Annotated in this window: 23 protein-coding genes, 1 tRNA gene and 1 pseudogene; 11 read left to right on the top strand and 14 right to left on the bottom strand. The window is 63.8% G+C overall.

Features of this window, described 5'->3' with window-relative positions; translation table 11 throughout:
• Positions 1 to 33 precede the first annotated feature (33 nt).
• The 4 genes from ACVWWJ_RS09630 to ACVWWJ_RS09615 all read right to left on the bottom strand — a co-directional run bounded on the left by ACVWWJ_RS09630 (position 34) and on the right by ACVWWJ_RS09615 (position 2,884).
• On the bottom strand, positions 34 to 1,059 hold the full coding sequence (locus ACVWWJ_RS09630; protein WP_456969691.1) for an Abi family protein: 1,026 nt from the start codon (positions 1,057 to 1,059) through the stop codon (positions 34 to 36).
• A gap of 27 nt (positions 1,060 to 1,086) precedes the next feature.
• The gene (locus tag ACVWWJ_RS09625) at positions 1,087 to 1,362 is read right to left on the bottom strand and encodes a hypothetical protein (RefSeq protein ID WP_159896112.1); all 276 of its coding nucleotides are present in this window, start codon (positions 1,360 to 1,362) and stop codon (positions 1,087 to 1,089) included.
• Between the two features lie 636 nt (positions 1,363 to 1,998).
• Positions 1,999 to 2,385: a VOC family protein gene (locus ACVWWJ_RS09620; RefSeq protein ID WP_456967598.1), complete on the bottom strand. Its 387-nt coding sequence runs from the start codon at positions 2,383 to 2,385 to the stop codon at positions 1,999 to 2,001.
• Between the two features lie 19 nt (positions 2,386 to 2,404).
• Positions 2,405 to 2,884, bottom strand: a complete 480-nt coding sequence (locus ACVWWJ_RS09615; protein ID WP_456967597.1) for an N-acetyltransferase family protein — start codon at positions 2,882 to 2,884, stop codon at positions 2,405 to 2,407.
• A 90-nt stretch (positions 2,885 to 2,974) separates the two neighbouring features.
• On the opposite strand from ACVWWJ_RS09615, the gene ACVWWJ_RS09610 reads away from it, so the two are divergent.
• Positions 2,975 to 4,192 (top strand): glycoside hydrolase family 27 protein, encoded by a 1,218-nt coding sequence (locus tag ACVWWJ_RS09610; protein ID WP_456967596.1) that lies wholly within the window; start codon positions 2,975 to 2,977, stop codon positions 4,190 to 4,192.
• Between the two features lies 1 nt (position 4,193).
• On the opposite strand, the gene ACVWWJ_RS09605 is transcribed toward ACVWWJ_RS09610, so the two are convergent.
• The 8 genes from ACVWWJ_RS09605 to aqpZ form a co-directional block, all read right to left on the bottom strand.
• On the bottom strand, positions 4,194 to 4,847 hold the full coding sequence (locus tag ACVWWJ_RS09605) for a DsbA family oxidoreductase (RefSeq protein ID WP_456967595.1): 654 nt from the start codon (positions 4,845 to 4,847) through the stop codon (positions 4,194 to 4,196).
• Positions 4,848 to 4,938: 91 nt separating this feature from the next.
• Positions 4,939 to 5,202: a type II toxin-antitoxin system Phd/YefM family antitoxin gene (locus ACVWWJ_RS09600; protein WP_456967594.1), complete on the bottom strand. Its 264-nt coding sequence runs from the start codon at positions 5,200 to 5,202 to the stop codon at positions 4,939 to 4,941.
• 120 nt (positions 5,203 to 5,322) lie between these two features.
• A complete protein-coding gene (locus ACVWWJ_RS09595; protein ID WP_456969767.1) occupies positions 5,323 to 5,505 on the bottom strand; it encodes a hypothetical protein in 183 nt (60 codons plus the stop codon).
• A 119-nt stretch (positions 5,506 to 5,624) separates the two neighbouring features.
• On the bottom strand, positions 5,625 to 7,712 hold the full coding sequence (locus ACVWWJ_RS09590) for an ATP-binding protein (RefSeq protein ID WP_456967593.1): 2,088 nt from the start codon (positions 7,710 to 7,712) through the stop codon (positions 5,625 to 5,627).
• A gap of 2 nt (positions 7,713 to 7,714) precedes the next feature.
• Positions 7,715 to 8,032, bottom strand: a complete 318-nt coding sequence (locus ACVWWJ_RS09585) for a circadian clock KaiB family protein (RefSeq protein WP_159896860.1) — start codon at positions 8,030 to 8,032, stop codon at positions 7,715 to 7,717.
• Positions 8,029 to 8,349 carry a circadian clock KaiB family protein gene (locus ACVWWJ_RS09580; protein WP_200852003.1) on the bottom strand — a complete coding sequence of 107 codons (321 nt, stop codon included), beginning with the start codon at positions 8,347 to 8,349 and terminating at the stop codon, positions 8,029 to 8,031. Before ACVWWJ_RS09580 ends, ACVWWJ_RS09585 begins: the two co-directional genes overlap by 4 nt.
• On the bottom strand, positions 8,346 to 10,055 hold the full coding sequence (gene kaiC / locus ACVWWJ_RS09575) for a circadian clock protein KaiC (RefSeq protein ID WP_456967592.1): 1,710 nt from the start codon (positions 10,053 to 10,055) through the stop codon (positions 8,346 to 8,348). Before kaiC ends, ACVWWJ_RS09580 begins: the two co-directional genes overlap by 4 nt.
• A 141-nt stretch (positions 10,056 to 10,196) precedes the next feature.
• A complete protein-coding gene (aqpZ, locus tag ACVWWJ_RS09570; protein ID WP_159896856.1) occupies positions 10,197 to 10,934 on the bottom strand; it encodes an aquaporin Z in 738 nt (245 codons plus the stop codon).
• A gap of 300 nt (positions 10,935 to 11,234) precedes the next feature.
• Here aqpZ and fdnG point away from each other — a divergent pair, with 300 nt between their 5' ends.
• The 9 genes and pseudogenes from fdnG (at position 11,235) to ACVWWJ_RS09525 (ending at position 20,323) form a co-directional block, all read left to right on the top strand.
• On the top strand, positions 11,235 to 14,306 hold the full coding sequence (gene fdnG / locus ACVWWJ_RS09565) for a formate dehydrogenase-N subunit alpha (protein ID WP_456967591.1): 3,072 nt from the start codon (positions 11,235 to 11,237) through the stop codon (positions 14,304 to 14,306).
• A 10-nt stretch (positions 14,307 to 14,316) separates the two neighbouring features.
• Positions 14,317 to 15,234, top strand: coding sequence for a formate dehydrogenase subunit beta (gene fdxH / locus ACVWWJ_RS09560; RefSeq protein WP_456967590.1), 918 nt, complete (start codon positions 14,317 to 14,319; stop codon positions 15,232 to 15,234).
• Positions 15,231 to 15,893 (top strand): formate dehydrogenase subunit gamma, encoded by a 663-nt coding sequence (locus tag ACVWWJ_RS09555; protein ID WP_456967589.1) that lies wholly within the window; start codon positions 15,231 to 15,233, stop codon positions 15,891 to 15,893. The genes fdxH and ACVWWJ_RS09555 overlap by 4 nt, the downstream gene beginning before the upstream one ends.
• Entirely contained in the window at positions 15,890 to 16,243 is a 354-nt protein-coding gene (fdhE, locus tag ACVWWJ_RS09550; RefSeq protein WP_456967588.1) for a formate dehydrogenase accessory protein FdhE domain-containing protein, read from the top strand. Before ACVWWJ_RS09555 ends, fdhE (ACVWWJ_RS09550) begins: the two co-directional genes overlap by 4 nt.
• Positions 16,215 to 16,388, top strand: a pseudogene (fdhE, locus tag ACVWWJ_RS09545) (formate dehydrogenase accessory protein FdhE domain-containing protein); the annotation flags it as partial. The gene fdhE (ACVWWJ_RS09550) and the pseudogene fdhE (ACVWWJ_RS09545), both read left to right, overlap by 29 nt.
• A gap of 117 nt (positions 16,389 to 16,505) precedes the next feature.
• A complete protein-coding gene (locus ACVWWJ_RS09540; protein ID WP_456967587.1) occupies positions 16,506 to 16,850 on the top strand; it encodes a hypothetical protein in 345 nt (114 codons plus the stop codon).
• An 11-nt stretch (positions 16,851 to 16,861) separates the two neighbouring features.
• Positions 16,862 to 18,286: an L-seryl-tRNA(Sec) selenium transferase gene (selA, locus tag ACVWWJ_RS09535; RefSeq protein ID WP_456967586.1), complete on the top strand. Its 1,425-nt coding sequence runs from the start codon at positions 16,862 to 16,864 to the stop codon at positions 18,284 to 18,286.
• Positions 18,283 to 20,214: a selenocysteine-specific translation elongation factor gene (gene selB / locus ACVWWJ_RS09530; RefSeq protein WP_456967585.1), complete on the top strand. Its 1,932-nt coding sequence runs from the start codon at positions 18,283 to 18,285 to the stop codon at positions 20,212 to 20,214. The genes selA and selB overlap by 4 nt, the downstream gene beginning before the upstream one ends.
• Before the next feature lie 13 nt (positions 20,215 to 20,227).
• Positions 20,228 to 20,323 (top strand) — tRNA-Sec (locus ACVWWJ_RS09525).
• Between the two features lie 3 nt (positions 20,324 to 20,326).
• On the opposite strand, the gene selD is transcribed toward ACVWWJ_RS09525, so the two are convergent.
• On the bottom strand, positions 20,327 to 21,367 hold the full coding sequence (selD, locus tag ACVWWJ_RS09520) for a selenide, water dikinase SelD (protein WP_456967584.1): 1,041 nt from the start codon (positions 21,365 to 21,367) through the stop codon (positions 20,327 to 20,329).
• Positions 21,368 to 21,449: 82 nt separating this feature from the next.
• Here selD and ACVWWJ_RS09515 point away from each other — a divergent pair, with 82 nt between their 5' ends.
• Positions 21,450 to 22,514 (top strand): permease, encoded by a 1,065-nt coding sequence (locus ACVWWJ_RS09515; RefSeq protein ID WP_456967583.1) that lies wholly within the window; start codon positions 21,450 to 21,452, stop codon positions 22,512 to 22,514.
• 6 nt (positions 22,515 to 22,520) lie between these two features.
• On the opposite strand, the gene ACVWWJ_RS09510 is transcribed toward ACVWWJ_RS09515, so the two are convergent.
• A complete protein-coding gene (locus tag ACVWWJ_RS09510; RefSeq protein ID WP_159896616.1) occupies positions 22,521 to 22,904 on the bottom strand; it encodes a nuclear transport factor 2 family protein in 384 nt (127 codons plus the stop codon).
• Positions 22,905 to 23,003: the final 99 nt, after the last annotated feature.

The raw sequence follows: 23,003 nt of genomic DNA, 5'->3' as shown, positions 1-23,003 counted from the left end.
TTTCGCAGTGGCCTTTCGAACGAATGCGCACACCTATCTCCAAAGCGGATGCTGCTCCCAATTGTCAGGAGCGCCCATGCTTTGTCTGTGATCGTAGCTAGCAAGGAGTGGACGTAGATGATTGCTTACGCGTTCTCGCCAATCATTTACGTCTCCAGCACATGAGCCAAGTAACGCCTTGATGGCAAGCAGTGCGAAATACATCCTATCTGCGGGATAGGTGTCCGCCATGTTGTGCCAAGGCCCGCGATTCGGCCTCACAGGAATAATGCCTAAGACCCGATTCCACATACGGCCGTGATGAGCGGCGATATTTCGAATTGCACTGATGGCGTGTAGCCAGTTCGCCAGCACTGGCGCAGCGACGCCGAAAGTACCTGCTATGGCTTTCTTGTCGGCGGGATGCATTGCTTGGACGAGTCGCGATAAGGAACCGAACGACATCACCTCGCTCGCCATCCAGATGGGCACGCATGGATGGGGTGGCAGCGTATACCTCGATTTATAGTGATGTACGAACGTTTCTCGCGAACGCCGCACCTCGTCTTCGACAGCAGCAATCCATGTGGCGTGCCAATGGCTATTGTAGGCCACGCTGGCAGGGTCGCTGTAGCCGAAAGCGCCGTAGGTATGAGCCATTCGATACGTGGCCGCCGTTCTTGCTGCCACCTCAATGTTGCAGATCGCTTCCATGACCAAGGAACGAAACACCTGATCGAACTCATAGCGCGCTACGGCATCCTCGAAAGTAGCCCCTGCACCGTAGTCATCGCTTCCGAGCCTTCGAGACGGGAACAGATAGCCCATGAGGCGGTAGTAGCCGACACGCTCCAGATAGTGGAGTGCGCGCCCAGGGTCTGCAACGTGCAGGCCCCTCTGCTGGAGCTGTTGCAGCTGCTCCGCGTACGAGAGAGGTCCTTTCGAGTACTGCACCGCCGCCCTGCTCCTTGCAAGCGCAAAAAAAACCCGCCTATTTGCGCGTGCAGCGGTGAACAGCTGCAGAGGCGTGGCGGGTGTGTTGAGCGGAGTATCTCGAAAAACGGTCGTGAATTCAACCATCACGGACGCCCACCATATACCGTGCCGCTAGGCACTGCTCTTCTCCCAACACATCCGCGCGTGCGCCTGCGCCGTGCATTGCACACCCATGTGGGTGAGCGCACAGATGGCCTCCAGTCCGTGCGATACACGCTGGCAGTCCACCGTCTCGGACTCGTGGATGAAGTCGGCCAGTAGCCTCGTGAGACTACGTGCGTACTGAAGCCATTCGGTGGCCTCATTCATCAGATCGTGCGACGTGGCTTCGGGATCAATGTGGTAATGGAAGCCGGGATGGGTGTGGTGGCCTTTCGCTTTGCTCATGACGCTCTCCTTGAATATCGCCCTGCCCGCCGTCCAGGTGCGGCACGCCACGCGAACGCAGCGTGCCGCGGATCTAACGGATTCGCGGGTTCATCGGCTGTCCGTGTCCGGACGCCGTGCGGCTTGATTGACGAAGTGTGTGGCGGCGGCAGCCCCCGATCTCGGGTCGCACGGCGACGTGCCGTGTGGCACGGCCGAGAAAATACTCAGGGAAACGGCTGGCGCCGCCGTTCTTCAACCGTATCTGCAGGGACTGCAGAGCGTCCGGTGACCGATGGGGGTGTCGCTGGGGGGAGCCAGCGGGCGAGCGGTTACCGTATGATCGGTGGTAGCCATATCAACTGTTCTCTAGTTGGTTTCGGTTAGCGGGTCAGGGGTGTCTCACCACCTCTGGCCCGCGCTTCTCACCGCATTGAGCGATGGTTGGCTGCGCAGCATTTGCACGCGACGACGCAGACAACGTGGACGACCGTATCAAAACAACTTCTTGTTGTCTGTAGGTGCAATCGGAAATTTGCCGCGTGTTCGCCTTTGTGGGAGCCGATTTATCGGCGAACGGGTCTGGCTACATGGCGAAGAGCTTCGCCGATGAATCGGCTCCCACAGGGGGCGCGACCACCGTGGAGCGACGACTGCTTATGCGTCTTTCGGCGGCTCCCAGAGCTCTACCTTGTTGCCTTCCGGGTCCATGACCCAGCCGAACTTTCCGTACTCGGAGTCATCCGCTTTCTCGAGCACGTTGCAGCCTTCCTTGCGTAGCGCCTGAAGCAGCGCATCCAGGTCGTCGACGCGGTAATTGACCATGAAGGTGGACGTGCTCGGCGCGAACTGGTCGCTGCCCGCGGCACTGATCGACCAGGCGGTCGTGCCTCCCGTGGGCTTGCCTGCTTCGTCCGTCCAGTCGAATGCCGCGCCACCCCATGGCTGCACGTCGATGCCGAGGCGGTCCTTGTACCAGGCGATCAATGCAACGGGGTCTTTCGCATGGAAGAAGATGCCGCCGATACCTGTGACTCGCTTCATGGGATTCTCCGGGGATGGGTCACAAAAGTTTCTTGTAAACGATGAAGCCCGACTTTTCCGCGATCTTGTCGTAAAGGAACATCGCCGTCGTATTCGTTTCGTGGGTCTGCCAATAAACGCGCGCTGCCCCCAACGCGGCTGCGCGCTGGTAGACCTCTTCGATGAGCCTGCGGGCGACGCCCTTGCCTCTCGCATTCTCCGCGGTAAACACGTCCTGCAGGTAGCAGTTCGGCAGGATCTGCGTGGTGCTGCGATGCAGGAGGAAGTGAGCCAGGCCGACCAGCTCGCCCCCTTTCTCGGCGACCACGGCATACATCGGCTCGTAGCCATCGAAGAACCGCAACCAGGTCATGTCCGTGATGTCCTGCGGCAAGGCGGTGTCGCCATGGCGACCGTAGAACGTGTTGTAGCCGTCCCACAGAACATTCCACGCCTCGCGGTCACCAGGCACGAGGGCGCGGATCGTCACATCGTGATGCGCTGCAGCGGATGTTTCCATGAGGCCCGTCCGGTTGAAATCGCGAGCAGTTATCGTATGCCTGCACCTATCCCGTTTACCATGCTTCGTTTCGCGCCATGAGATGCCGCCGTGCCCCTTCCCCTTGCTCGTCGTGTCGTCACCACGTTCCTTGCTGCCATCGCCGCCTCCGCCACCGGGTTGGTCGGAGCCAGCGAGGCCGCCGCGCCCGCCGCCGTTGCCCCGGTTCCCGCCAACGGCCTGGCCATGACGCCGCCGATGGGCTGGAACAGCTGGAACCACTTCGCCGGCAGGATCACCGCCGCGGATGTCCGTGCGATGGCCGATGCCATGGCCACGAACGGCATGCGGGACGCCGGCTACGTGTTCGTCAATATCGACGACACCTGGGAAGGCGAACGCGATGCGGCTGGCGATATCCAGACCAACGACAAATTCGGCGACATGAAGACCCTGGGCGACTACGTCCACGCACGCGGGCTCAAACTCGGCATCTATTCGTCGCCAGGGGCAAAGACCTGCGCCGGCTTCGCAGGCAGCCACGACCACGAGGACCAGGATGCGCGCCGCTTTGCGGCCTGGGGCGTGGATTTCCTGAAGTACGACTATTGCGGCGCCCGTGACATCTACCCGGTCACCCAGCGGAACCAGGAAATGCTGTTCCGGAAGATGGGCGACGCCCTGCGCAAGGCGGGCCGGCCTGTCGTGTACAGCCTCTCGCAGTCAGGTGACTTCGACATCTGGAAGTGGGGCCCGCAGACCGGTGCCAACCTGTGGCGCACGACGCCGGATATCAGCGACACCTGGGACTCCATGCCGCAACGTGGCTTTCGTCAGCTCGATCTCAGCGCGTGGTCAGGGCCGGGGCATTGGTCCGATCCCGACATGCTGGAGATAGGTAACGGTGGCATGACGGCTGACGAATACCGCACGCAGATGAGCTTGTGGTCGATGCTGCCGGCGCCGCTACTCGCGGGTAACGACCTGCGCACGATGGATGCCACGACGCGGGAGATCCTGTTGAACCGAGAAGTGATCGCCGTGGATCAGGATCCTGCGGGGCATCCGGCGCGGCGCCTGCAGCGACGAGGTGACGTGGAGGTTCTGGTGCGCGACATGAGTGACGGGTCAGTCGTTGTGGGTTTTTTCAACCGGGGCGAGCGTCAGGCTTCGGTGCAACTGCCGTGGCAGACACTCGGTACCCGGTTCGCCAAGAGCATCCATGCCCGCGATCTGTGGCGACACGCGGCGGTCGACACGCAAAAACCGTTTGAGGGAAACGTCCCGCGCCATGGCGCCCTGCTCATCCGCGTGAGCAGGACCGGCTGACTCAAGCCTCGCTTTCAGCAGCGATCTTACGCAACTGACGCTCGAACTCATCGGGCGGCTGGCCACCAGAGATCAGGTAACGGTCGTTGACGATAACCGCCGGCACACCAGTAATCCCGCGGCTCTGCCAGAGCGCCTCGTCGCGGCGGACCTCTTCGGCGTAGCGATCGGATTCAAGCACGGCACGCGCCTCGGCCGGATCGAGGCCAACCTTCGTGGCCGCGTCGACGAGGACATCGTGATTCCCCGGATCGGTCTGATCGGTGAAGTTCACGACGAACAGCTGACGCTTCAACGCCTGTTGCTTACCTTGCGATGCCGACCACGCCAGCAGGCGGTGCGCATCGAAGGTGTTGTAGATCCGGGTCGCGTCCGAGGTGTTCATGGTGAAGCCCACCTCTGCCGCGCGCGCCTTGATGCGCTCGCGATTGACGCGCGCTTCGTCAGCCGGGATACGGTACTTCGCGACGATGTGCTCAACCGTGTTCTCGCCGCCCGCCGGCATGTTCGGATTGAGCTCGAATGGATGAAAGGTAATCTCCGGTTCGATCTCGTTTTGCAGGCGCTCTAGCGCGATCTCCAGGCCACCAAGGCCGATGACGCACCAGGGGCAGGCGATGTCGGAGACGAAGTCGATCTTCATTTTCTTGGTCATGCGCGTGAACTTTGAGGTTCAAATGCCTGCTTTCAATACCGAGAAGCGTTGACTCGACCTGGCCCCGGCCCGCACCGAGGTGGCTAGCCGATTAGCTGGCCTCCGCTTCCTGCACCCGTGCGCCCGGCGGTAATGCTGCCTCTGCCTCGACCATCGCGTCGCGCAACCTTGACGCATTTGAAAAGCTTCCGAACAAGTAAAGGGTCTCAGACATGGAGTTGTATTCACGTGCGGACATGACAACAACGTCTTCGGATGCGAATCGCTTGATGAGAGTGGGACGACCGGTCTTTGCGACGGTCTCAAGCACTTTGTCGAAGCCGGATCTGATTTGGGCGAAATCGATAGACCTCATGAAATTACTCCGACTGGACGGCCTGGGAAACCCAAGTCTGGCCTATCGCTCCGGCGGCCCGCTACCTTCTGGATGGCGGCGCGGGCAGTGGCACAGAGCCCAAGGACGGGCATTTGCGGGTCAGTCCGGGGCTTTCGCCGGCACAAACGGCGACACCGGGTCGCTGGCCGGGAAGGTCTCTTCGAGGGCCTGGTCCTGGTTGTCGCTTGCCTTGTCCTTACGGGATTTCTTCTCTTCCGGTGTTTCAGCGTGAGTGGGCTGGCCGTGGTTGGGGTGGTTTACGTCCTGTCGGTCGTGGGTCATGGCGGGGCCTCTTGGGTGGGGAGGTTTATCGGGCGCCTGAGAGGGTGAATGTGGGGTGGTCGTTTTGTGGGTAGGTGAGAGCATCGCCGATGAATCGGCTCCCACAAGGGCCGTTGCCGTTAGCGTTGCGTGGTCCGGGCTTGGGTCAGGGCGGTGGCCAGGGCGGTGCGGGAATAGGGTTTGCGGAGGACTTCTACGTCGCTGGGGCTGCCTTTGTCGCCCTGGAGTTGAGCGGTGTAGCCGGAAGCGAGGACGACGGCCACCGTGGGGTACCTGGCACGCACCTCTCGCGCGAGGTCGAGGCCGTTGAGTTCGCCGGGCATGATGACGTCGCTGAATACAAGGTCGATATCGCTGCGTTGCGCGAGGATGGCGAGCGCCTGTTCCGCGTCGCCGGCCTCCACCGTGGCGTATCCCAGCGCACCCAGCATGGCGACTGACACGTCGCGGACGTTGATGTCATCGTCGACGACGAGAATACGTCCGTCGGCCTGCGCCGGCGCGGCGGTTGCGCTGGGCGCTGCCGTCGTTTCGTCCTCGGTGTGCGGCAGGCACAGGTCGATGGTCGTGCCCTGCCCCAGCTCGCTCGTGACGCTGACGAAGCCACCCGACTGCCGTACGAAACCGTAGACCTGGCTGAGACCGAGCCCGGTGCCCTTGCCCATCGCCTTGGTGGTGAAGAAGGGATCGAAGATGCGTGCGGCGGTTTCCGGGGTCATGCCGGTGCCGCTGTCGCGCACGCGCAACACGACATAGCTTCCCGGTTCAGCCGACATCGCCAGCGCTTCGCGCGGCGTGAGTGTGGTGAGCGCCGTCATGATCGTGAGGCGACCGCCGTGGGGCATAGCGTCGCGCGCATTGATCGCCAGATTGAGGATCGCGGTTTCCAGCTGGTGCGGATCGCTTCGGCAGTACCAGCGCTGGGCCGGTTGCGGAAGCTCAAGCGACACCGTTTCGCCGAGTGCGCGGCTCAACAGCGTGGCGAAGCCGCGCAGGAGGTCGTCGACACAGACCGATTGAGCCTGCAGATCCTGTCGACGGGAGAAAGCGAGGAGTTGCTGGTTCAGGCTGGCACCGCGCTCGACACCCGCTTTGGCAGCCGAGAAGAAACGCTGGGCCTTCGGATTGTCGGTTGGAACCGCGCTTTCCAGCACGTCGAGGCTGCCCCCGATCACCATAAGCAGGTTATTGAAGTCGTGAGCGATACCGCCGGTGAGCTGGCCGACCGCTTCCATCTTCTGCGCCTGACGCAGCTGCAGCTCCATCAGGCGTCGCTCGGTGATATCGCCAACCACGCCGACGAGCCGTGCCGGGACGCCTTCACGGTGATAGGTACGACCTTTGACGTGAACCCAGCGATGCGAGGCGGCGTCCCCCTTGGGGCGCACGCGACGCTCGAACTCGAGGACGCCTGTCGTCATAGCCTGATTGAAATCGGCTCTTACATCTGCCTGCTCATGCACAAGAAAAGGCAGCGAGAGCGACTCCAGAGTGCGCGGCTCGGCGCCAGCTTCCGACAACCCCAGGATCACTTCCGCCTGGCGAGAGATGGTCACCGTGCCGTGTTCCAGGTCGATGTCCCAGCTGCCCATGCCCGCCGCGTCGAGCGCCACGGCGAGGCGATCCTCGACGCTGCGTCGCTCGGCGATCTCCCCCGCCAGCTGTGCATTCGCGGCGGACAGTTCATGACTGCGTTGGCGCGCGTGCGTCAGATCCGTCGCGATCACGCAGACGATGCGCGGCATGCCCGGCTCGAACGGAAGGTCGACCGCAGACAGCGTCACCGGGACGATGCGGCCATCGATCCGCCGGAGGCTCACTTCGGCGGCCCGGCCCGCATCCGCGCCGGGCGCCAGCATCTCGGCCATGACCGCAGCATCCGCGCGCTCAAGATAAGGCACCACTGAGCGCCCGATCATCGCTTCGCGCGTCGAACCCAGCAGTACGGCGAACCGGTGGTTGCAGTACAGGATGACGCCCTCACCCGTGAGGGTGACCGCACCCTCCTGCATGTGTTCCACCAGCACGCGATAGGGCCGATCAGCGCTTTCCAGCGTGTAAACGCGTTCGCCATCGGGATGATGGACGACCACCGCGTCCACTTCGCCGCGGCGGATAGCATCGAGGGTTTCTTCCGCTTCGCGCAGCCGCTCTTCCAGCTCCTCGCGGCTGGGCACATCGTTGTTCGGGTAGTCGTCCACGTGCACGGTCAGCCCTGTTGAGATGGCCGCGGGGCAAGATCGAGCCCCGCCAGGACTTTGAGCTCATCGGAGAGATCCCCGATGATGCGTCGCATCGGCTCGGGCAATATCTTGACCAGGGTCGGCGTGGCGACGATCTGCAGGTCGCGCGTCGTCTCGGGGCGATCGTAGACGTCGATCACCTCGATCTCATACCGGCCGTCGAGGTTTTCCGCGCAGATGCGCCGCAGGTTCTCGATGGCGCGCGTCGACCGCGGCGTCGATCCGGTGATGTACAGACGCAGTTGATAGTGAGGCAGCGATGGCGAAGTCGTCGTGGTGGTCATGGCGTGGACGGCCGGGGAAGCATGTCCAGGCCGACGAGCACGCGCTCGGCGTTGGAGAGATCTCCGATGACCCGTCGAAGCGGAGGCGGCAGCCGTCGTATGAGCGTGGGCACCGCGACGATCTGGTCGCCCGCGGCCAGTTGTGGCGTCACCTGGAGATCGACGACCTCGATGGTGTAGCGCCCCGCAAGATGTTCCTCGCACAGGCGCTTCAGGTTGGCGATGGCGGCCAGCGATTTCGGGGTCTGGCCTGCTACGTACAGGCGCAGGTGGACCTTGCCGTCGTCGGCTGAGGGCATGTCATTGGCGGCGATCACAGGTCACCCCGCAGGGTGGACATCATGGAGCGATCGGCATCGCGGTTGGTTGCATGGGCCTGGTCCTGCTCGGCAATGCGTCCCACCTCGGCCTCCTCGCTTTCCAGTTCGGCCTGCAATTCCGCGATCTGCCGTTCGACCGTGACGCGGCGGCGTTCCAGCACACGGCGACGTGCCGAGATCGCATCCTGCCTGGACTGCTCGGCCTCGCGTTCGCGGGCCTCCTGGGCGACCCGCGCCGTGCCGGTGAGCACGCCGTCCGGTCCCACATAGACCGGAACCATATCGATACCCTGGTCGGTCAGGCGGTACTCCCTCAGTTGCTTGGAGTGATTCATGCCGCGTGCCTTGAGCAAGGACAGCACGCGATTACGCTCGCCATTGGACTCCACATCGTCCAGGGCCACCCAGATATCCATCAGCGACGACACGTTGCGCTCGTTGTCGCTCATCGATGCACCCGACGGCGCCAGCGACGTGAACAGTGCGGTGATGCCACGGCTCTTGCAGATGTCCGCCAGCCGCAACAGGGTGGCATTGACCTCGACCGCCGGACCACGGAAGGCGGATATCGGATCGATCACGATGACGGAGGGCTTGAAGGCGTCGATGTCGCGGTGCATCCGCGCCAGATGCATTTCAAAGCCGTAGAGGCTCGGTCGCGCCGCTTCGAACTTCAGCAGGCCCGCATCGCGATGCCGCTGCAGATGGATGCCGACAGACGCCATATTGCGAATGACCTGTGCCGCGGATTCTTCGAAAGCAAAAAACAGGCTGCGTTCGCCACGCGCGCAGGCCGCGTCGACGAACGAGGCAGCAATGGTCGACTTACCCGTACCTGCGGAACCTGAAATCAACACACTGGAGCCGCGGTAGTAGCCGTGGCGTCCCAGCATGGCGTCGAGCCCGGGAACACCCGAGGAAACGACCTCCGTGGATACTTCGTGCGCCAGGCCTGCCGAGGTGATCGGAAGGACGGTGACACCCTTCTCGTCGATCAGAAACGGGTACTCGTTGGTGCCGTGCGACGAGCCGCGATACTTGATCACGCGCAGGCGCCGCGTCGTCACCTGGTCGATCACACGGTTATCCAGCAGGATCACGCAATCGGACACGTACTCTTCGATGCCGTAACGCGTGAGCTGACCTTCGCCGCGCTCAGCGGTGACGATGGCCGTTACGCCCTTTTGCTTCAGGAAGGCGAACAGGCGGCGAAGCTCCGACCTCAACGTGGCGGAGTCTTCCAGGCCGGCAAACAGGGCTTCCACCGTGTCGAGCACCACGCGCTTGGCGCCGATGGTGTCGATCGCGTGGCCCAGACGCACGAAGAGGCCCTCGAGATCGTAGTCACCCGCCTGCTCGATCTCTGCCCGCTCGATACGGACATGATCAATGACCAGCTGCTTGTCAGCGACCAGCTTATTCAGGTCGAAACCCAGTGACGAGACGTTGGTCGCAAGCTCGCTTTCGCGCTCCTCGAAGCTCATGAAGACGCCGGTCTCACCGCTTTCCTGGACACCCTTGACCAGGAAGGTGATCGCCATCAGCGTCTTGCCGCAACCGGCAGCACCACACAGCAGGGTCGGACGCCCTTCCGGAATGCCTCCGAAGGTCAGTGCATCCAGACCTTCGATGCCGGTCGGCGTCTTTCCAAGGAGCGGTGCGGTCGGTCGTGCCTGGTCCTCGGCGGACACCTGGTCAATCATTCGTGCGGGTTCCTGTTCTCGATCACTTTAGGGACAGCCGGGGCTGCGCCGAATAAGCGTATCGAGCGCGCGTGAAACAGGAGTGAGCGTTTGCTTCAACCGTTAAGCATTGTCCGCGAAGACAAGGCGTCGAGGGCGGTATTACGCAGGCGTATCGGCGTTGGGGCGCTTGCCACCTTCGATATCATCCGGGGCCGTTTCCAGCAACGTGCGATGGATCCAGCCGCCGAAGGCGCCGCCGAGCAACGGAACCACCCAGAACATCCACAGTTGGGCCAGTGCCCAACCGCCCTGGTAAATCGCGACGCCCGTACTACGTGCCGGGTTGACCGAGGTATTGGTAACCGGAATCGAGATCAGGTGGATAAGCGTCAGCGCCAGGCCGATGGCGAGGGGCGCGAAACCGACGGGCGCACGTTTGTGTGTGACGCCCAGGATGACAACCAGGAAAAACGCGCTGAGGATGAACTCCGTCACGACCGCTGCGCCAAGGGAGAATCCGCCGGGGGAATGCTCACCGTAACCGTTGGTCGCGAATCCTGTTGCGATATCGAAGCCCGGCTTGCCGCTGGCGATGATGAGGAGGACGCCACCGGCGACGACGCCGCCGATGACCTGCACCACGATATAGGGCACGACGTCCTTGCCGGCGAAGCGGCCAGCGGCGAAGCACCCCACCGTTACGGCGGGATTGAAGTGAGCACCCGAGGTGTAACCCACCGCGTAAGCCATGGTGACTACGGTGAGCCCGAACGCCAGGGCGACGCCTGCGAAGCCGATACCCAGCTCGGGAAAGGCCGCGGCCAGGACGGCGCTGCCGCAGCCGCCGAAGACCAGCCAGAAGGTGCCGAAGAACTCGGCGAGAAGACGTTTCGACATGGAAAATTCCTGCGTAACGAGTAACGCAAGTCTTGTCCTCCACACCAGGCGTCGCTAGCGCAGTTCTGCTGGGCATCGTTCCGAATAACTACTTAGCGAGTGACGCCGCGGTGGTCGCGTACATCCAGGCACGCCGGAAACGCTATTTTTGCTTTCGCTTCAACGAGTTAAAGCGGAGCAGAAACGTCATCGACCGCGCCCGATCATTCGTGCTACGTTTTTCCCACGTGAATCCGAGCCAAGTCGCCGACCGCCCGCCGGTCGGCATTAACAAGCCAGGTTTCGAGGGAGCTTCAAGTCATGCCTCTCACTCGTCGTGAATTTCTCAAAGTCACCGGCCTCGGCCTGGCAGCCGGAAGCATGGGCATGCTTGGCTTCGGCGCCTCGGGGGTGGCCCAGGCCGCTGCGGTGCGACCTTTCAAGCTGGCCCACGCCACCGAGACACGTAACACGTGTACGTACTGCTCGGTGGCCTGCGGCATCCTCATCTACAGCATGGGCGACCGCGCCAAGAACGCCCTCTCCAACATCATCCATATCGAAGGCGACCCGGATCATCCGGTGAACCGCGGCACGCTGTGTCCGAAGGGTTCGGCCCTGTTGGACATCGTGCATGCGCCAACCCGCCTGAAAGTGCCGCGATACCGAAAACCGGGAGGCACCGAGTTCGAGGAGGTGTCCTGGGACTTCGCGCTGGATCGAATAGCCCGGCTGATGAAGGAGGACCGCGACAAGCACTTCATCACGCAGAACGCAGCCGGCACCACCGTCAACCGCTGGACCAGCATGGGCATGCTGGCGGCTTCGGCCTCCTCCAGCGAAACCGCCTTCCTGACCTGGAAAGTAGCCCGATCCCTCGGCATGGTGGTGTTCGACAACCAGGCGCGCGTCTGACACGGACCGACGGTGGCCAGTCTGGCCCCATCATTCGGTCGCGGTGCGATGACCAACACCTGGCAGGACATCAGGAATGCCAACGTCGTTATCGTCATGGGTGGCAATGCCGCCGAGGCGCATCCGTGCGGCTTCAAATGGGTGATCGAAGCGAAGATCGAGAACGGGGCCAAGCTCGTCGTGGTCGACCCGCGCTTCACCCGAACCGCTTCGGTCGCTGACTACTACGCCCCGATCCGCCCGGGCACGGACATCGCGTTCCTCAGTGGCGTGATGCGCTACCTGCTGGAAAAAGATGCGATCCAGCATGCGTACGTGCGTGCTTATACCAATGCCAGCCTGCTCGTCGCCGACGGCTTCGCGTTCGAGGAAGGGCATTTCAGCGGGTTCAACGCCGAGACCAACACGTACGACAAGGCCACCTGGAACTACCAGCTGGACGACCAGGGTTTCGCGAAAGCGGACGACACCTGGCAGGACCCGCGCTGCGTGATCAACCTGCTCAAGCAGCACGTGTCGCGCTACACGCCGGAGATGGTCTCGCGGATCACCGGCACGCCGCAGGATAAATTCCTGCATGTGTGCGAGCTGATCGCCAGCACCGCCGCCCCTGACAAGGCCATGACCAGCCTCTTCGCGCTGGGCTGGACGCAGCACTCGGTGGGCGCGCAGAACATCCGCGCTATGGCGATGGTGCAGTTGCTGCTGGGCAATATTGGCGTGGCGGGCGGCGGCATGAACGCCTTGCGCGGCCACTCCAACATCCAGGGGCTGACCGACATCGGCCTGCTGTCGAACCAGATGCCCGGCTACCTGAGCCTGCCGACGGACAAGGAAACCACGTACGACGAGTACATGAAGACCAAGCTGTTCAAGCCGCTACGCCCGGGCCAGACCAGCTATTACCAGAACTACGGCAAGTTCGTGGTGAGCCTGCAAAAGGCCTTGTGGGGCGACGCTGCGACGAAGGAAAACAACTGGGGCTACGACTGGTTGCCCAAGCTCGACATACCGCTGTACGACATCATCAAGGCCTTCGAGATGATGAATAACGGACAGATGACGGGCTACATCTGCCAGGGCTTCAACCCACTGCAGGCCTTCCCGGATCGCGGCAAGATCCGTCGCGGCCTGAGTAACCTGAAGTTCCTCGTCACCATGGACCCGCTGGATACCGAAACCTCGCGCTTCTGGCAGGACTTCGGTCCGCAGAACCCGGCCAAATCGGCCGACATCCAGACCGAGGTGTTCCAGCTACCCGTCACCTGTTTCGCTGAAGAAAACGGCTCGCTGGTGAACTCGGCGCGCTGGCTGCAGTGGCATTGGAAGGCGGCCGAAGGCCCGGGCAAGGCCATGTCCGACATCTGGATCATGAGCGGCATCTTCCATCGCCTGCGCGAGATGTATCGCAAGGACGGCGGTGCCTTCCCCGACCCGATCCTCAACATGAGCTGGAAGTACACCAACCCCACGGCGCCGGATCCGGAAGAACTGGCCAAGGAAATGAACGGTCGTGCGCTGGCCGACCTGACCGACCCTGTCACCAACCTCGTCACCAAGGCCGGCACCCTGCTCGATGGGTTCGGGCAGCTCAAGGACGACGGAACGACAGCCTCGGGCTGCTGGATCTTCGCCGGCTCTTTCACCGAGAAGGGCAACCAGATGGCTCGCCGGGACGCCACGGACCCGCGCGAGCAAGGCATCGCGCCGAACTGGGCGTGGGCGTGGCCGGCCAATCGCCGAATCCTCTACAACCGGGCCAGTGCCGACCTGGACGGCAAGGCCTGGAACCCGAAGAAGCCCGTCATCGAATGGAACGGGACACGCTGGGCCGGCATCGACGTGCCCGACTACATCCCCACCACCAAGCCCGCCGACAACGTCGGTCCCTTCATCATGAATACCGAAGGCCTGGGGCGCTTGTTTGCCCTCAACCTGATGGCCGAAGGTCCCTTCCCCGAGCATTACGAGCCGTTCGAATCGCCTTCGGACAACGTGCTACATCCGAAGGTGAGCAACAACCCGGCGGCGCGCGTCTTCGCGGACGATCGCGCGTCATTCGGCCATCGGGACGACTATCCGTATGTCGCGACCACGTACCGGCTCACCGAGCATTTCCACTTCTGGACCAAGCACGCGTTGATCAACGCGATCCTGCAGCCTGAGGAATTCATCGAGATCGGCGAGGTGCTGGCGAAGGAAAAAGGCATCGCGCAAGGCGGCTGGGTAAAGGTGTCGTCCAAGCGTGGCGAGGTGATCTGCAAGGCCTATGTGACCAAGCGCATCAAGCCGATGACCGTCGACGGCAGGGCAACGCATGTGATCGGCGTGCCCCTGCACTGGGGCTTCACCGGCCAGGCAAGAAAGGGTTATGGCGCCAACACCCTGACGCCGTCGGTCGGCGACGCCAACACGCAGACGCCGGAATTCAAGGCGTTCCTGGTCAATATCGAACGCACCGCTGCACCGGTCACCTGAGGCGAACGTCATGTCGGACATGCAATCGCAAGACTATGTACGTCGCTCCGCCACGACGATGACGCCGCCGGCGACGCGAAGTCATGAGGACCAGGTGGCCAAGCTCATCGACGTGAGTCGATGCATCGGTTGCAAGGCATGCCAGTCCGCCTGCATGGAGTGGAACGATCTGCGACCCGAGATCGGCCACTTCGAAGGTTCGTATGAAAACCCGATGGACCTCGGGCCCAGCGTATGGACGCTGATGAAGTTTGCCGAGTACGAGAACGAGCAAGGCAACCTCGAGTGGCTGATCCGCAAGGACGGCTGCATGCACTGCGAGGATCCCGGCTGCCTGAAGGCCTGCCCTGCGCCGGGCGCGATCGTGCAGTACGCCAACGGCATCGTCGACTTCATCAGCGACAAGTGCATCGGTTGTGGCTATTGCATCAAGGGATGCCCGTTCAACATCCCGCGTGTGAGCAAGACCGACCATAAGTCGTACAAGTGCACGCTGTGCTCCGACCGCGTTGCCGTGGGCCTCGAACCGGCCTGCGTGAAGGCCTGCCCGACTGGCGCGATCATGTTCGGCTCGAAGACCGACATGACGAACTGGGCGGGTGAGCGCATCGAGGACCTTAAGTCGCGCGGGTTCGAGAAAGCCGGGCTGTACGACCCGCCGGAAGTCGGTGGCACCCATGTGATGTACGTGCTGCACCACGCGGACAAGCCGTCGCTCTATTCGGGCCTGCCGGACAAACCGCGGATCAGCCCAATTGTCGAACTGTGGAAGGGCGTCATCAAGCCGCTCGCGGTGATCGGCATCGCGCTGGCGGCCGTCGGCGCCTTCTTCCATTGGGTCACGGTTGGCCCGAACGAGGTCACCGTCGACGATGAGCTCGAGGCCGACCGCGTGCTGCGGGAGGAAGAAGAGGAGGAGTCGACATGACCCGCCCGGACCGTGCCATCACGCGTTACACCACGCTGAACCGGGTCAATCACTGGATCAACGCCGGCCTGTTCATGCTGCTGGTGTTGTCCGGCCTTTCGATGTTCCACCCGATCCTGTTCTGGCTTTCCGGGCTGTTCGGCGGTGGCCAGTGGGCGCGTGCGGCGCATCCGTGGTTCGGCGTGCTGCTGGTGATCAGCTGGATTGGCATGATCATCCAGTTCTGGCGCGCCAACCTTCCGACCGAAGACGATGTCGCCTGGTCGAAGGCGATCGGCCATGTGATCGTCAACGATGACGAGCACGTGCCGCCGATCGGCCGCAACAACAGTGGCCAGAAACTGGTGTTCTGGTCGATGACCCTGTTGATTCCGGTGCTGTTTGTCACCGGCCTGCTGATCTGGGAAGTCTATTTCGGCGAAGCCACCTCGATCCCCGTTCAACGCGTGGCGGTGCTCATCCATAGCGCGGCCGCGATCTGCGCCATCCTGGTCTGGGTGGTCCACGTCTATGCGGCCATCTGGATCCGCGACTCCGTGCGCAGCATGACCCAGGGCTACGTCACTCCCGGCTGGGCATGGCACCATCATCGCAAGTGGTTCTACCAGCTGACCGCGAGCCGTCGCGTCAGCAAGACCACGCCCAGGAAGAATCCGTGAAGCAAGCCGAGGCACCACCCGACAAGGCATGGAGCGGCCCCTCCCACCCCGGAGTGAAATCGCCCTTCCCGATCGTCACGCCCGACCCCGCGAAACGTTTCGCAGCAACAGCGGCCCGGCTCGATCGCCTCGCTGCAGGCCATCCCATGGAACCCTGGCTACGCTTCGTCGCCAGGCTCAACCGCGCCCAACACGCCGTCGCGACCACCCTCGCCCCTGCCGCCATCCTCGATCCCGACGACGTGGCCCGCGCCGTAGAAGCCCGCCTCCCACCCCTCGCCGCCGACGGCCACCACCGCACCCCCCCGCTGGCGCGAAGCCCTGGCCGGGCTCCTGGCTGCGCTCTCTGACCCGCAAGAACCCGACCTCCCCCCAGCCACCCTCACCGCCATCGACAACCTGCGTCACAGCACCCCCGAAGCCCTGGAAACCCTCGCCAACAACTTCCTCCGCGGCCACATCCCCGCCGCCGACACCGGCGCCACCGTCTTCATCGTCGCCGCCCTCCAGGTCTACTTCACCGGCTCCGCAGCACGCCTGGCCGCCTCCGACCTGCGTCTGCTCGAAGAACGCGCCCTCTGCCCCTGCTGCGGCTCGCCCTCGGTGGCTGGCGTGATTACCGCCACCGGCATCATTCCGGGCACCCGCTACCTCTACTGCTCGATGTGCTCCACGGCGTGGAACCACACTCGCGCCGTGTGCGTCACCTGCACCCACACGCAGCACCTTTCGCTGCAGGGCATCGAAGGCGATAACGGTGTGGTCAAGGCGGAAACCTGCGCGGACTGCCATACCTACAGCAAGCTGCTCTACCAGCTGCACGACACCCAGGTCGACCCCTATGCCGACGACCTCGCCTCCTTCGGCCTCGACCTGATGGTCAGTGAAGAAGGCTTCGCCCGGCACGCACCGAACCCGCTGCTGCTGACGGGAGACAGCGAGGACGATATCGGGTAAATAATCAGGGCATGGTCGAGCCCGTATCGAATGCCCTTCGTCGCCTCCCCGCCGTCGCCACCATCCTGGCGACCCCTGGTGCCGCCGTGTTGCTGGAACGCCACGGGCGCACCGCAACCACGGACGCCATTCGGCAGGTAACCGACGAGGCGCGCTCCGCCGTACGCACTACCGCTGCGCTCGCTCCTGATGCCGACGAACTGGCGCAGCGCGCCGGCGCCCTGCTCGATGCCCGAACCCCAGGGTTACGACCGGTATTCAACCTCACCGGCACCGTCCTGCATACCAACCTCGGCCGTGCGGTGCTGGCAGAAAGCGCCATCGACGCGGCCGTGGCATCGATGCGCCACCCGGTCGCCCTCGAGTACAGCCTCGACACGGGCTCGCGTGGCGAACGCGACGACCATGTGCGCGATCTGCTGCGTGAACTCACCGGCGCCGAAGACGCCACCGTGGTCAACAACAACGCGGCGGCCGTGCTGCTCTGCCTCAACACCTTCGCGCTGCGTCGTGAGGCCGTCGTCTCACGCGGTGAGCTGATCGAAATCGGCGGCGCGTTCCGCATGCCGGACATCATGACGCGTGCTGGCGCCGACATGGTCGAGGTGGGGACGACCAACCGTACCCATGCCGCCGACTACCGCGATGCGATAAACGAACGCACCGGCATCGTGCTCAAGGTGCATACGTCCAACTACCGGATCCAGGGTTTCGTGGCCGAAGTCGCGGCGCGCGAGCTGGCAACCATCGCCGATGCCGCCGGCGTGCCGCTGCTCAACGATCTGGGCTCGGGCAGCCTTGTCGATCTCTCGCGCCATGGGCTGGCGAAGGAACCGACGGTGCGCGAGGCGGTCGACGAAGGCGCGCGGCTGGTCACGTTCTCTGGCGACAAACTGCTCGGTGGTCCGCAGGCGGGCTTCATCGTCGGCGATCGCGCCTTGATCGCCGAGATCAACCGCAATCCGCTCAAGCGCGCGCTCCGCGTCGACAAGACGCGACTAGCGGCGATTGAAGCGACGCTGGCGCTGTACCGGGATCCGGATCGCCTGGCCGAACGCTTGCCGACGTTGCGCTTTCTCGCCCGTGCGCATCTCGATATCGAGGCACAGGCAAAGCGCCTCCTGCCGCACGTCGCGCGATGCGTCGGCGAGGCCTTCGTGGTCGACGTCAGCCACTGCCAGAGCCAGATCGGGTCGGGTGCGCTGCCGATGGACACCCTGCCCAGCGCCGCCCTGCGCATCTGCGCGCGCGGTAGCCAGACGGCCCTCGAATATCTCGCGAACGACCTGCGCGCCCTCTCACGCCCGGTGATCGGGAGGGTAGCCGAAGGCGCTTTTTGGCTTGACCTGCGTTGCCTGGTCGAGGCCGAGGAGCCCTCGTTCCTCGTCGCCCTGGGCGAACTGGACACGGCCGGACTGGCCGCCCGCGCCCCGTGATCGTCGGCACCGCAGGGCATGTCGACCACGGCAAGACGTCACTCGTCAGGGCGCTCACCGGCGTCGACGGCGATCGTCTGAAAGAAGAAAAAGCACGTGGGATCACGATCGACCTCGGCTTCGCGTACCTGCCGCTGGCGGATGGAAAGACACTGGGCTTTATCGATGTTCCCGGCCACGAGCGCTTCGTACACACCATGGTCGCGGGCGCTGCCGGCATCGATATCGCCTTGCTCGTGGTCGCCGCCGACGACGGCGTGATGCCGCAGACACGCGAGCATCTGGCGATCCTCGACCTGCTCGGCACGCGACGCGGAATCATCGCTTTGACCAAGGTCGATCTGGCGACACCGGAGCGTCTTGACGAGGTTCGCGCGCAGATTCGCGACGCGACAACGGGCACAGGACTGTCGAACGCCACGATCGTGCCCGTGTCCTCCGAGTCGGGCGAAGGTATCGATGTGCTGCGCGAGCTACTCGTCGCCGAGGCACGCTCGCTGGACGAACGCAGCGATGGAGGACGCTTCCGCCTGGCGATCGATCGCGTCTTCACCCTGCCCGGCATCGGACTGGTAGTCACCGGCACGATCCTCTCGGGCGTGGTTCGCGTGCGCGACGCTGTGCAACTCAGCCCATCCGGACTAGCTGCGCGCGTCCGCTCCCTGCATGCGCAGAACCGCCCCGTCGAGACGGCACGCGCAGGCGATCGCTGCGCCCTCAACCTCGCCGGGGAAGACATCGCGAAGGATGCCATCCATCGCGGTGACATGGTGGTGGATCCCTTGGTTCATGCGCCGACCGACCGTGTCGATGCACGGTTGTACCTGCTCCCCTCCGAACCGAAGCCCATCGATGCGTGGACCGCGGTCCGGCTGCACCATGGTTCCGCGGAAATCGGGGCACGTGTCGTCCCTCTCCAAGGTTCGCAGTTGCGACCTGGCGACACGGCGGACGTGCAGCTCGTGCTTGACCGTCCCATCGCCGCTGCCGTGCTGGATCGTTTCGTGCTGCGCGATGTCTCCGCCCGACGCACCATGGGCGGGGGACAGTTCCTCGACCTTCGCGCGCCGGAGCGTCGGCGCCGCACCCCGGCGAGAGACGCCGAACGGGCGGCCATGGGTATCGCCGACTCCGCGCAAAGCCTGGCCGCCTTGCTCGATGTGCCGTCGCGAGCGCGTAACCTTGATGCCTTCGCGCGCGACCGCGCGCTCTCCTCTGTAGCGCTCGACGAACTGGTCGGCGCGCTATCGCCGCTATTGCTGGAGGCGGACGGGGAGCGTACCGCCCTCAGTCACGCGCAATGGCAGCAGTGGATCACCGCGGTGATCGAGCGCCTCGAAGCGTTTCACGCGGCGTCGCCGGACCTTCAAGGCATCGCGCGTGAAAAACTCCGCAAGGCCGTGAAGCCAGAGCTTCCGCCGGGCGCTTTCCTCGTTGCCCTCCAGCACAGTGACCTTGCGGGCCGGGTGCGGCGCCACGGCGCGTTCGTACGCCTTGCCAGTCATACGATGCAATTGAGCCTTGCAAGCGAGGCACGATGGGCATCGGTCATGCCATTGGTAGGTGGCGAAGCACGTTTCCGTCCACCGCGCGTGCGCGACATCGCCGGTGTGCTTGCACGACCCGAAGGCGAGATACGCGAACTCCTGAAGCAGGTCGCGCGCATGGGTCTCGTGGACGAGGTCAGCCACGACCACTACTTCCTGCGTAGCACCGTGCACGAGATGCTGCAGATCGCCGCGGATATCGAGGCACATGCCGCGGATGGCTGGCTCACCGCTGCGCCCTTCCGCGACCGTCTGGATTGCGGGCGCAAGGTGGCGATTCTCGTGCTGGAGTTCTTCGACCGTCACGGCGTGATGCTCAGGCGCGGCACGCTGCGCCGGATCCAGCCACGCTTTCTGGACCTTTTCGCGCCGACCACGTAGCGTGCGAGGTCATGGAAGAGCATCGTCCCCGGTGGGGCGTCCGGACTTCAAATCCGGGTGAGGCAGCCAGACTGCCTTGGGTGGGTTCGACTCCCATGCTCTTCCGCCATCGTCAGCTCACGACGATTCCCGGGGTGCCCTCCAGGACGGTGCCGATAATGCTCGCGTGCGGATAACCCGCCGCCTCGATCGTCTCCCGTATGGCAGCTGCGCGCTCCGCGTTGCAGGTCACAAGGAGTCCGCCCGATGTCTGCGGATCGGTAAGCAGGTCGCGACGCCATGAGGGCATGGCCGCATCCAGGGTCACCCCCTCGCCGTAACTGTCCCAGTTGCGTTTCGACGCGCCGGTGATGAATCCGGCCTCAGCCAGGGCCTTCGCTTGCGCAAAGAACGGTACCCGTGCCTCATCTATGGCCACGCGAACACCGCTTCCGCGCGCCAGTTCCATCGCGTGGCCAAGCAGGCCGAAGCCGGTGACGTCGGTGATCGCATGCACATCTTCGTCCTTGCCCAGCTCGTGGCCGATGCGGTTGAGCAAGGTGGTCGAGGCGATCATTTCGTCATAAGCGTCCGCTGGCAGGGCTTGTTTCTTGAAGGCGGCCGAGTAGACGCCGACACCGATCGCCTTGGTCAGGATGAGGACATCACCCGGCTTCGCGCCGGTATTGCGCCGAACATTTGACGGCGCGCAGAGGCCGATCGCCGCAAGACCGTAGATTGGCTCGGCCGAATCGATCGAGTGACCGCCCGCGATGGGAATGCCCGCCTCGGCGCAGATCGATTCGCCGCCGGCAAGGATGGCCCGCACGGTCTCGATCTCGATCTTCCCCAGCGGCATGCCAAGGATGGCCAGGGCCATGATCGGCTTGCCGCCCATGGCGTAGACATCGGACAGCGCATTGGCGGCGGCGATACGGCCGAAGTCTCGCGGGTCGTCGACGACCGGCATGAAAAAATCGGTCGTCGCGATCACGCAGGTAGTGTCGTCGACCTGCCAAACCGCGGCATCGTCGCTCGACTCGTTGCCCACGAGCAGCTGGGCGAACGGCCCCGCCGCAGGCGTGTCGGCGAGCAACTGCCGCAGTACCGAGGGCGCGAGCTTGCAGCCGCAGCCCCCACCATGCGCAAGTTCAGTCAAACGCGTACAAGTCATGAGACGCTCCACCAAAGTCGCGATAGCGCGAAGGACGGATGTTGCGGCAGCATAACCTCAGACGAATGCACGAGGGGACCCCATGACTGTCGCACTGCGCAGCGCCCGCACCGTACGCTGGTCCGTCTTCCTGCTGTTGGCTGTCGTCGGCCTCTTCTACGTCAAGTGGTACCCGTATTACGGCCGTGCCTTCGATGCCGCCGCCCAACATTCCATCGGCAAGTCCATCCTCATGGGCGATGCGTCCAGTGCGCCGGATCCCTCGCTGGCCGCTGCCCTCGGTTACGCCCTCGCCTACGGTAAGGCCATCTGGAAGGCCATGCTGCTTGGCCTGCTGCTCGGCTCGGGGCTGCAGGCCCTGATTCCGGCGAGCTGGGTACAGCGTGCGCTGGGCAGCCCGAGCTTTGCCGGCACGGTTGTCGGTGGCCTGATGGGGATACCCGGCATGATGTGCACCTGCTGTGCCGCACCCGTCGTCGTGGGGCTGCGCAAACACCGGGCGGCGGCAGGACCCTCCGTCGCCTTCTGGCTGGCGAACACGATGCTCAACCCGGCCACGCTGATCTTTACCGGCTTCGTGCTCGGATGGCACTGGACCCTGCTGCGCATCGTGCTGAGCGTGCCAATGGTGTTCGGGCTGGGTTACCTGGCAAACCGGTTCGTTACGCCGGAAAACGCGGCTCCCGACGACGCGCTACGCAGCCGGCCCGTGCCAGAACCCGAAGCCTCGTCACTGGTCGACGTGGGCCGCCGGTGGATATCCCTCTTCGCTCGCATGACGCTGCGCCTGATTCCCGAGTACATCGTGATCGTGCTGCTGCTCGGCGCCGTACGCGCCTGGATGTTCCCGCACATCGGCCCGGACATCGGCGAGCAATGGTTCTGGATCGTCGCACTCGCCGTGGCCGGCATGCTGTTCGTTATACCAACGGCCGGCGAGGTGCCGATCGTGCAGGCCATGCTCGCCCTTGGCATGGGTATCGGACCTGCTGCCGCCTTGCTCATCACGCTGCCACCGGTGAGCCTGCCGTCGATGGCGATGCTCTGGCGCTCCCTGCCCGTGCCGTTGCTTCTTTCCCTCGCCACGGCCGTCGTCGCGTTCGGCGTGCTGGCGGGATTCATCGCGTCCGCGCTGGGCATGCACTGAACGCCCTCAGGTGCGCACTTCAACCCATTGCCTTCGCCACGCCGGCGCGTCGAACGGATCCGCGAAATATTGCGTCTCGTGAGCCACCTTGCCGTCCCTGAATTCCATGATGCTCACGGTGAAGGCGCGCTTGCCTTCGTAAGTGATGATGTATTCGGTGACCCACAGGTGGTGCTGTCCAACGATGCGCCGCACCTTGAAACCCGACGGCTTGCCGGGATGATGACTGCGCAACGCCTGCAGGTTGTGGCGTCCGTGGATTACCTCCCCGGATTGCGGGTACTCGCAGATGGCGTCGTCATGGTAGATCGCATGCTCGGCGAACTGGTCGCCGGCAGCGGAAGCCGCCCAATGCTCGTCAAGCGCCGTCCGGATGCTCTGCTCGTTCATCCCGTGTCTCCCGTGGGGGAACCTGCCTCCGGTCACGCTAGCACTTCCCCGGCAAGGCGCCCATCAAACCTAGGTATGCGTCGCTCACGTGCCGCAGAC

The organism is Luteibacter sp. HA06 (assembly GCF_054061215.1).
This window is presented reverse-complemented; position numbering and strand designations above follow the sequence as displayed.

Bases quoted from the DNA above. Each gene is read 5' to 3' on its own strand.
- ACVWWJ_RS09630 (WP_456969691.1), bottom strand. From the start codon at position 1,059: ATGGTTGAATTCACGACCGTTTTTCGAGATACTCCGCTCAACACACCC.
- ACVWWJ_RS09625 (WP_159896112.1), bottom strand. From the start codon at position 1,362: ATGAGCAAAGCGAAAGGCCACCACACCCATCCCGGCTTCCATTACCAC.
- ACVWWJ_RS09620 (WP_456967598.1), bottom strand. From the start codon at position 2,385: ATGAAGCGAGTCACAGGTATCGGCGGCATCTTCTTCCATGCGAAAGAC.
- ACVWWJ_RS09615 (WP_456967597.1), bottom strand. From the start codon at position 2,884: ATGGAAACATCCGCTGCAGCGCATCACGATGTGACGATCCGCGCCCTC.
- ACVWWJ_RS09605 (WP_456967595.1), bottom strand. From the start codon at position 4,847: ATGACCAAGAAAATGAAGATCGACTTCGTCTCCGACATCGCCTGCCCC.
- ACVWWJ_RS09600 (WP_456967594.1), bottom strand. From the start codon at position 5,202: ATGAGGTCTATCGATTTCGCCCAAATCAGATCCGGCTTCGACAAAGTG.
- ACVWWJ_RS09595 (WP_456969767.1), bottom strand. From the start codon at position 5,505: ATGACCCACGACCGACAGGACGTAAACCACCCCAACCACGGCCAGCCC.
- ACVWWJ_RS09585 (WP_159896860.1), bottom strand. From the start codon at position 8,032: ATGACCACCACGACGACTTCGCCATCGCTGCCTCACTATCAACTGCGT.
- kaiC (WP_456967592.1), bottom strand. From the start codon at position 10,055: ATGATTGACCAGGTGTCCGCCGAGGACCAGGCACGACCGACCGCACCG.
- aqpZ (WP_159896856.1), bottom strand. From the start codon at position 10,934: ATGTCGAAACGTCTTCTCGCCGAGTTCTTCGGCACCTTCTGGCTGGTC.
- fdxH (WP_456967590.1), top strand. From the start codon at position 14,317: ATGTCGGACATGCAATCGCAAGACTATGTACGTCGCTCCGCCACGACG.
- ACVWWJ_RS09555 (WP_456967589.1), top strand. From the start codon at position 15,231: ATGACCCGCCCGGACCGTGCCATCACGCGTTACACCACGCTGAACCGG.
- selA (WP_456967586.1), top strand. From the start codon at position 16,862: ATGGTCGAGCCCGTATCGAATGCCCTTCGTCGCCTCCCCGCCGTCGCC.
- selD (WP_456967584.1), bottom strand. From the start codon at position 21,367: ATGACTTGTACGCGTTTGACTGAACTTGCGCATGGTGGGGGCTGCGGC.
- ACVWWJ_RS09515 (WP_456967583.1), top strand. From the start codon at position 21,450: ATGACTGTCGCACTGCGCAGCGCCCGCACCGTACGCTGGTCCGTCTTC.
- ACVWWJ_RS09510 (WP_159896616.1), bottom strand. From the start codon at position 22,904: ATGAACGAGCAGAGCATCCGGACGGCGCTTGACGAGCATTGGGCGGCT.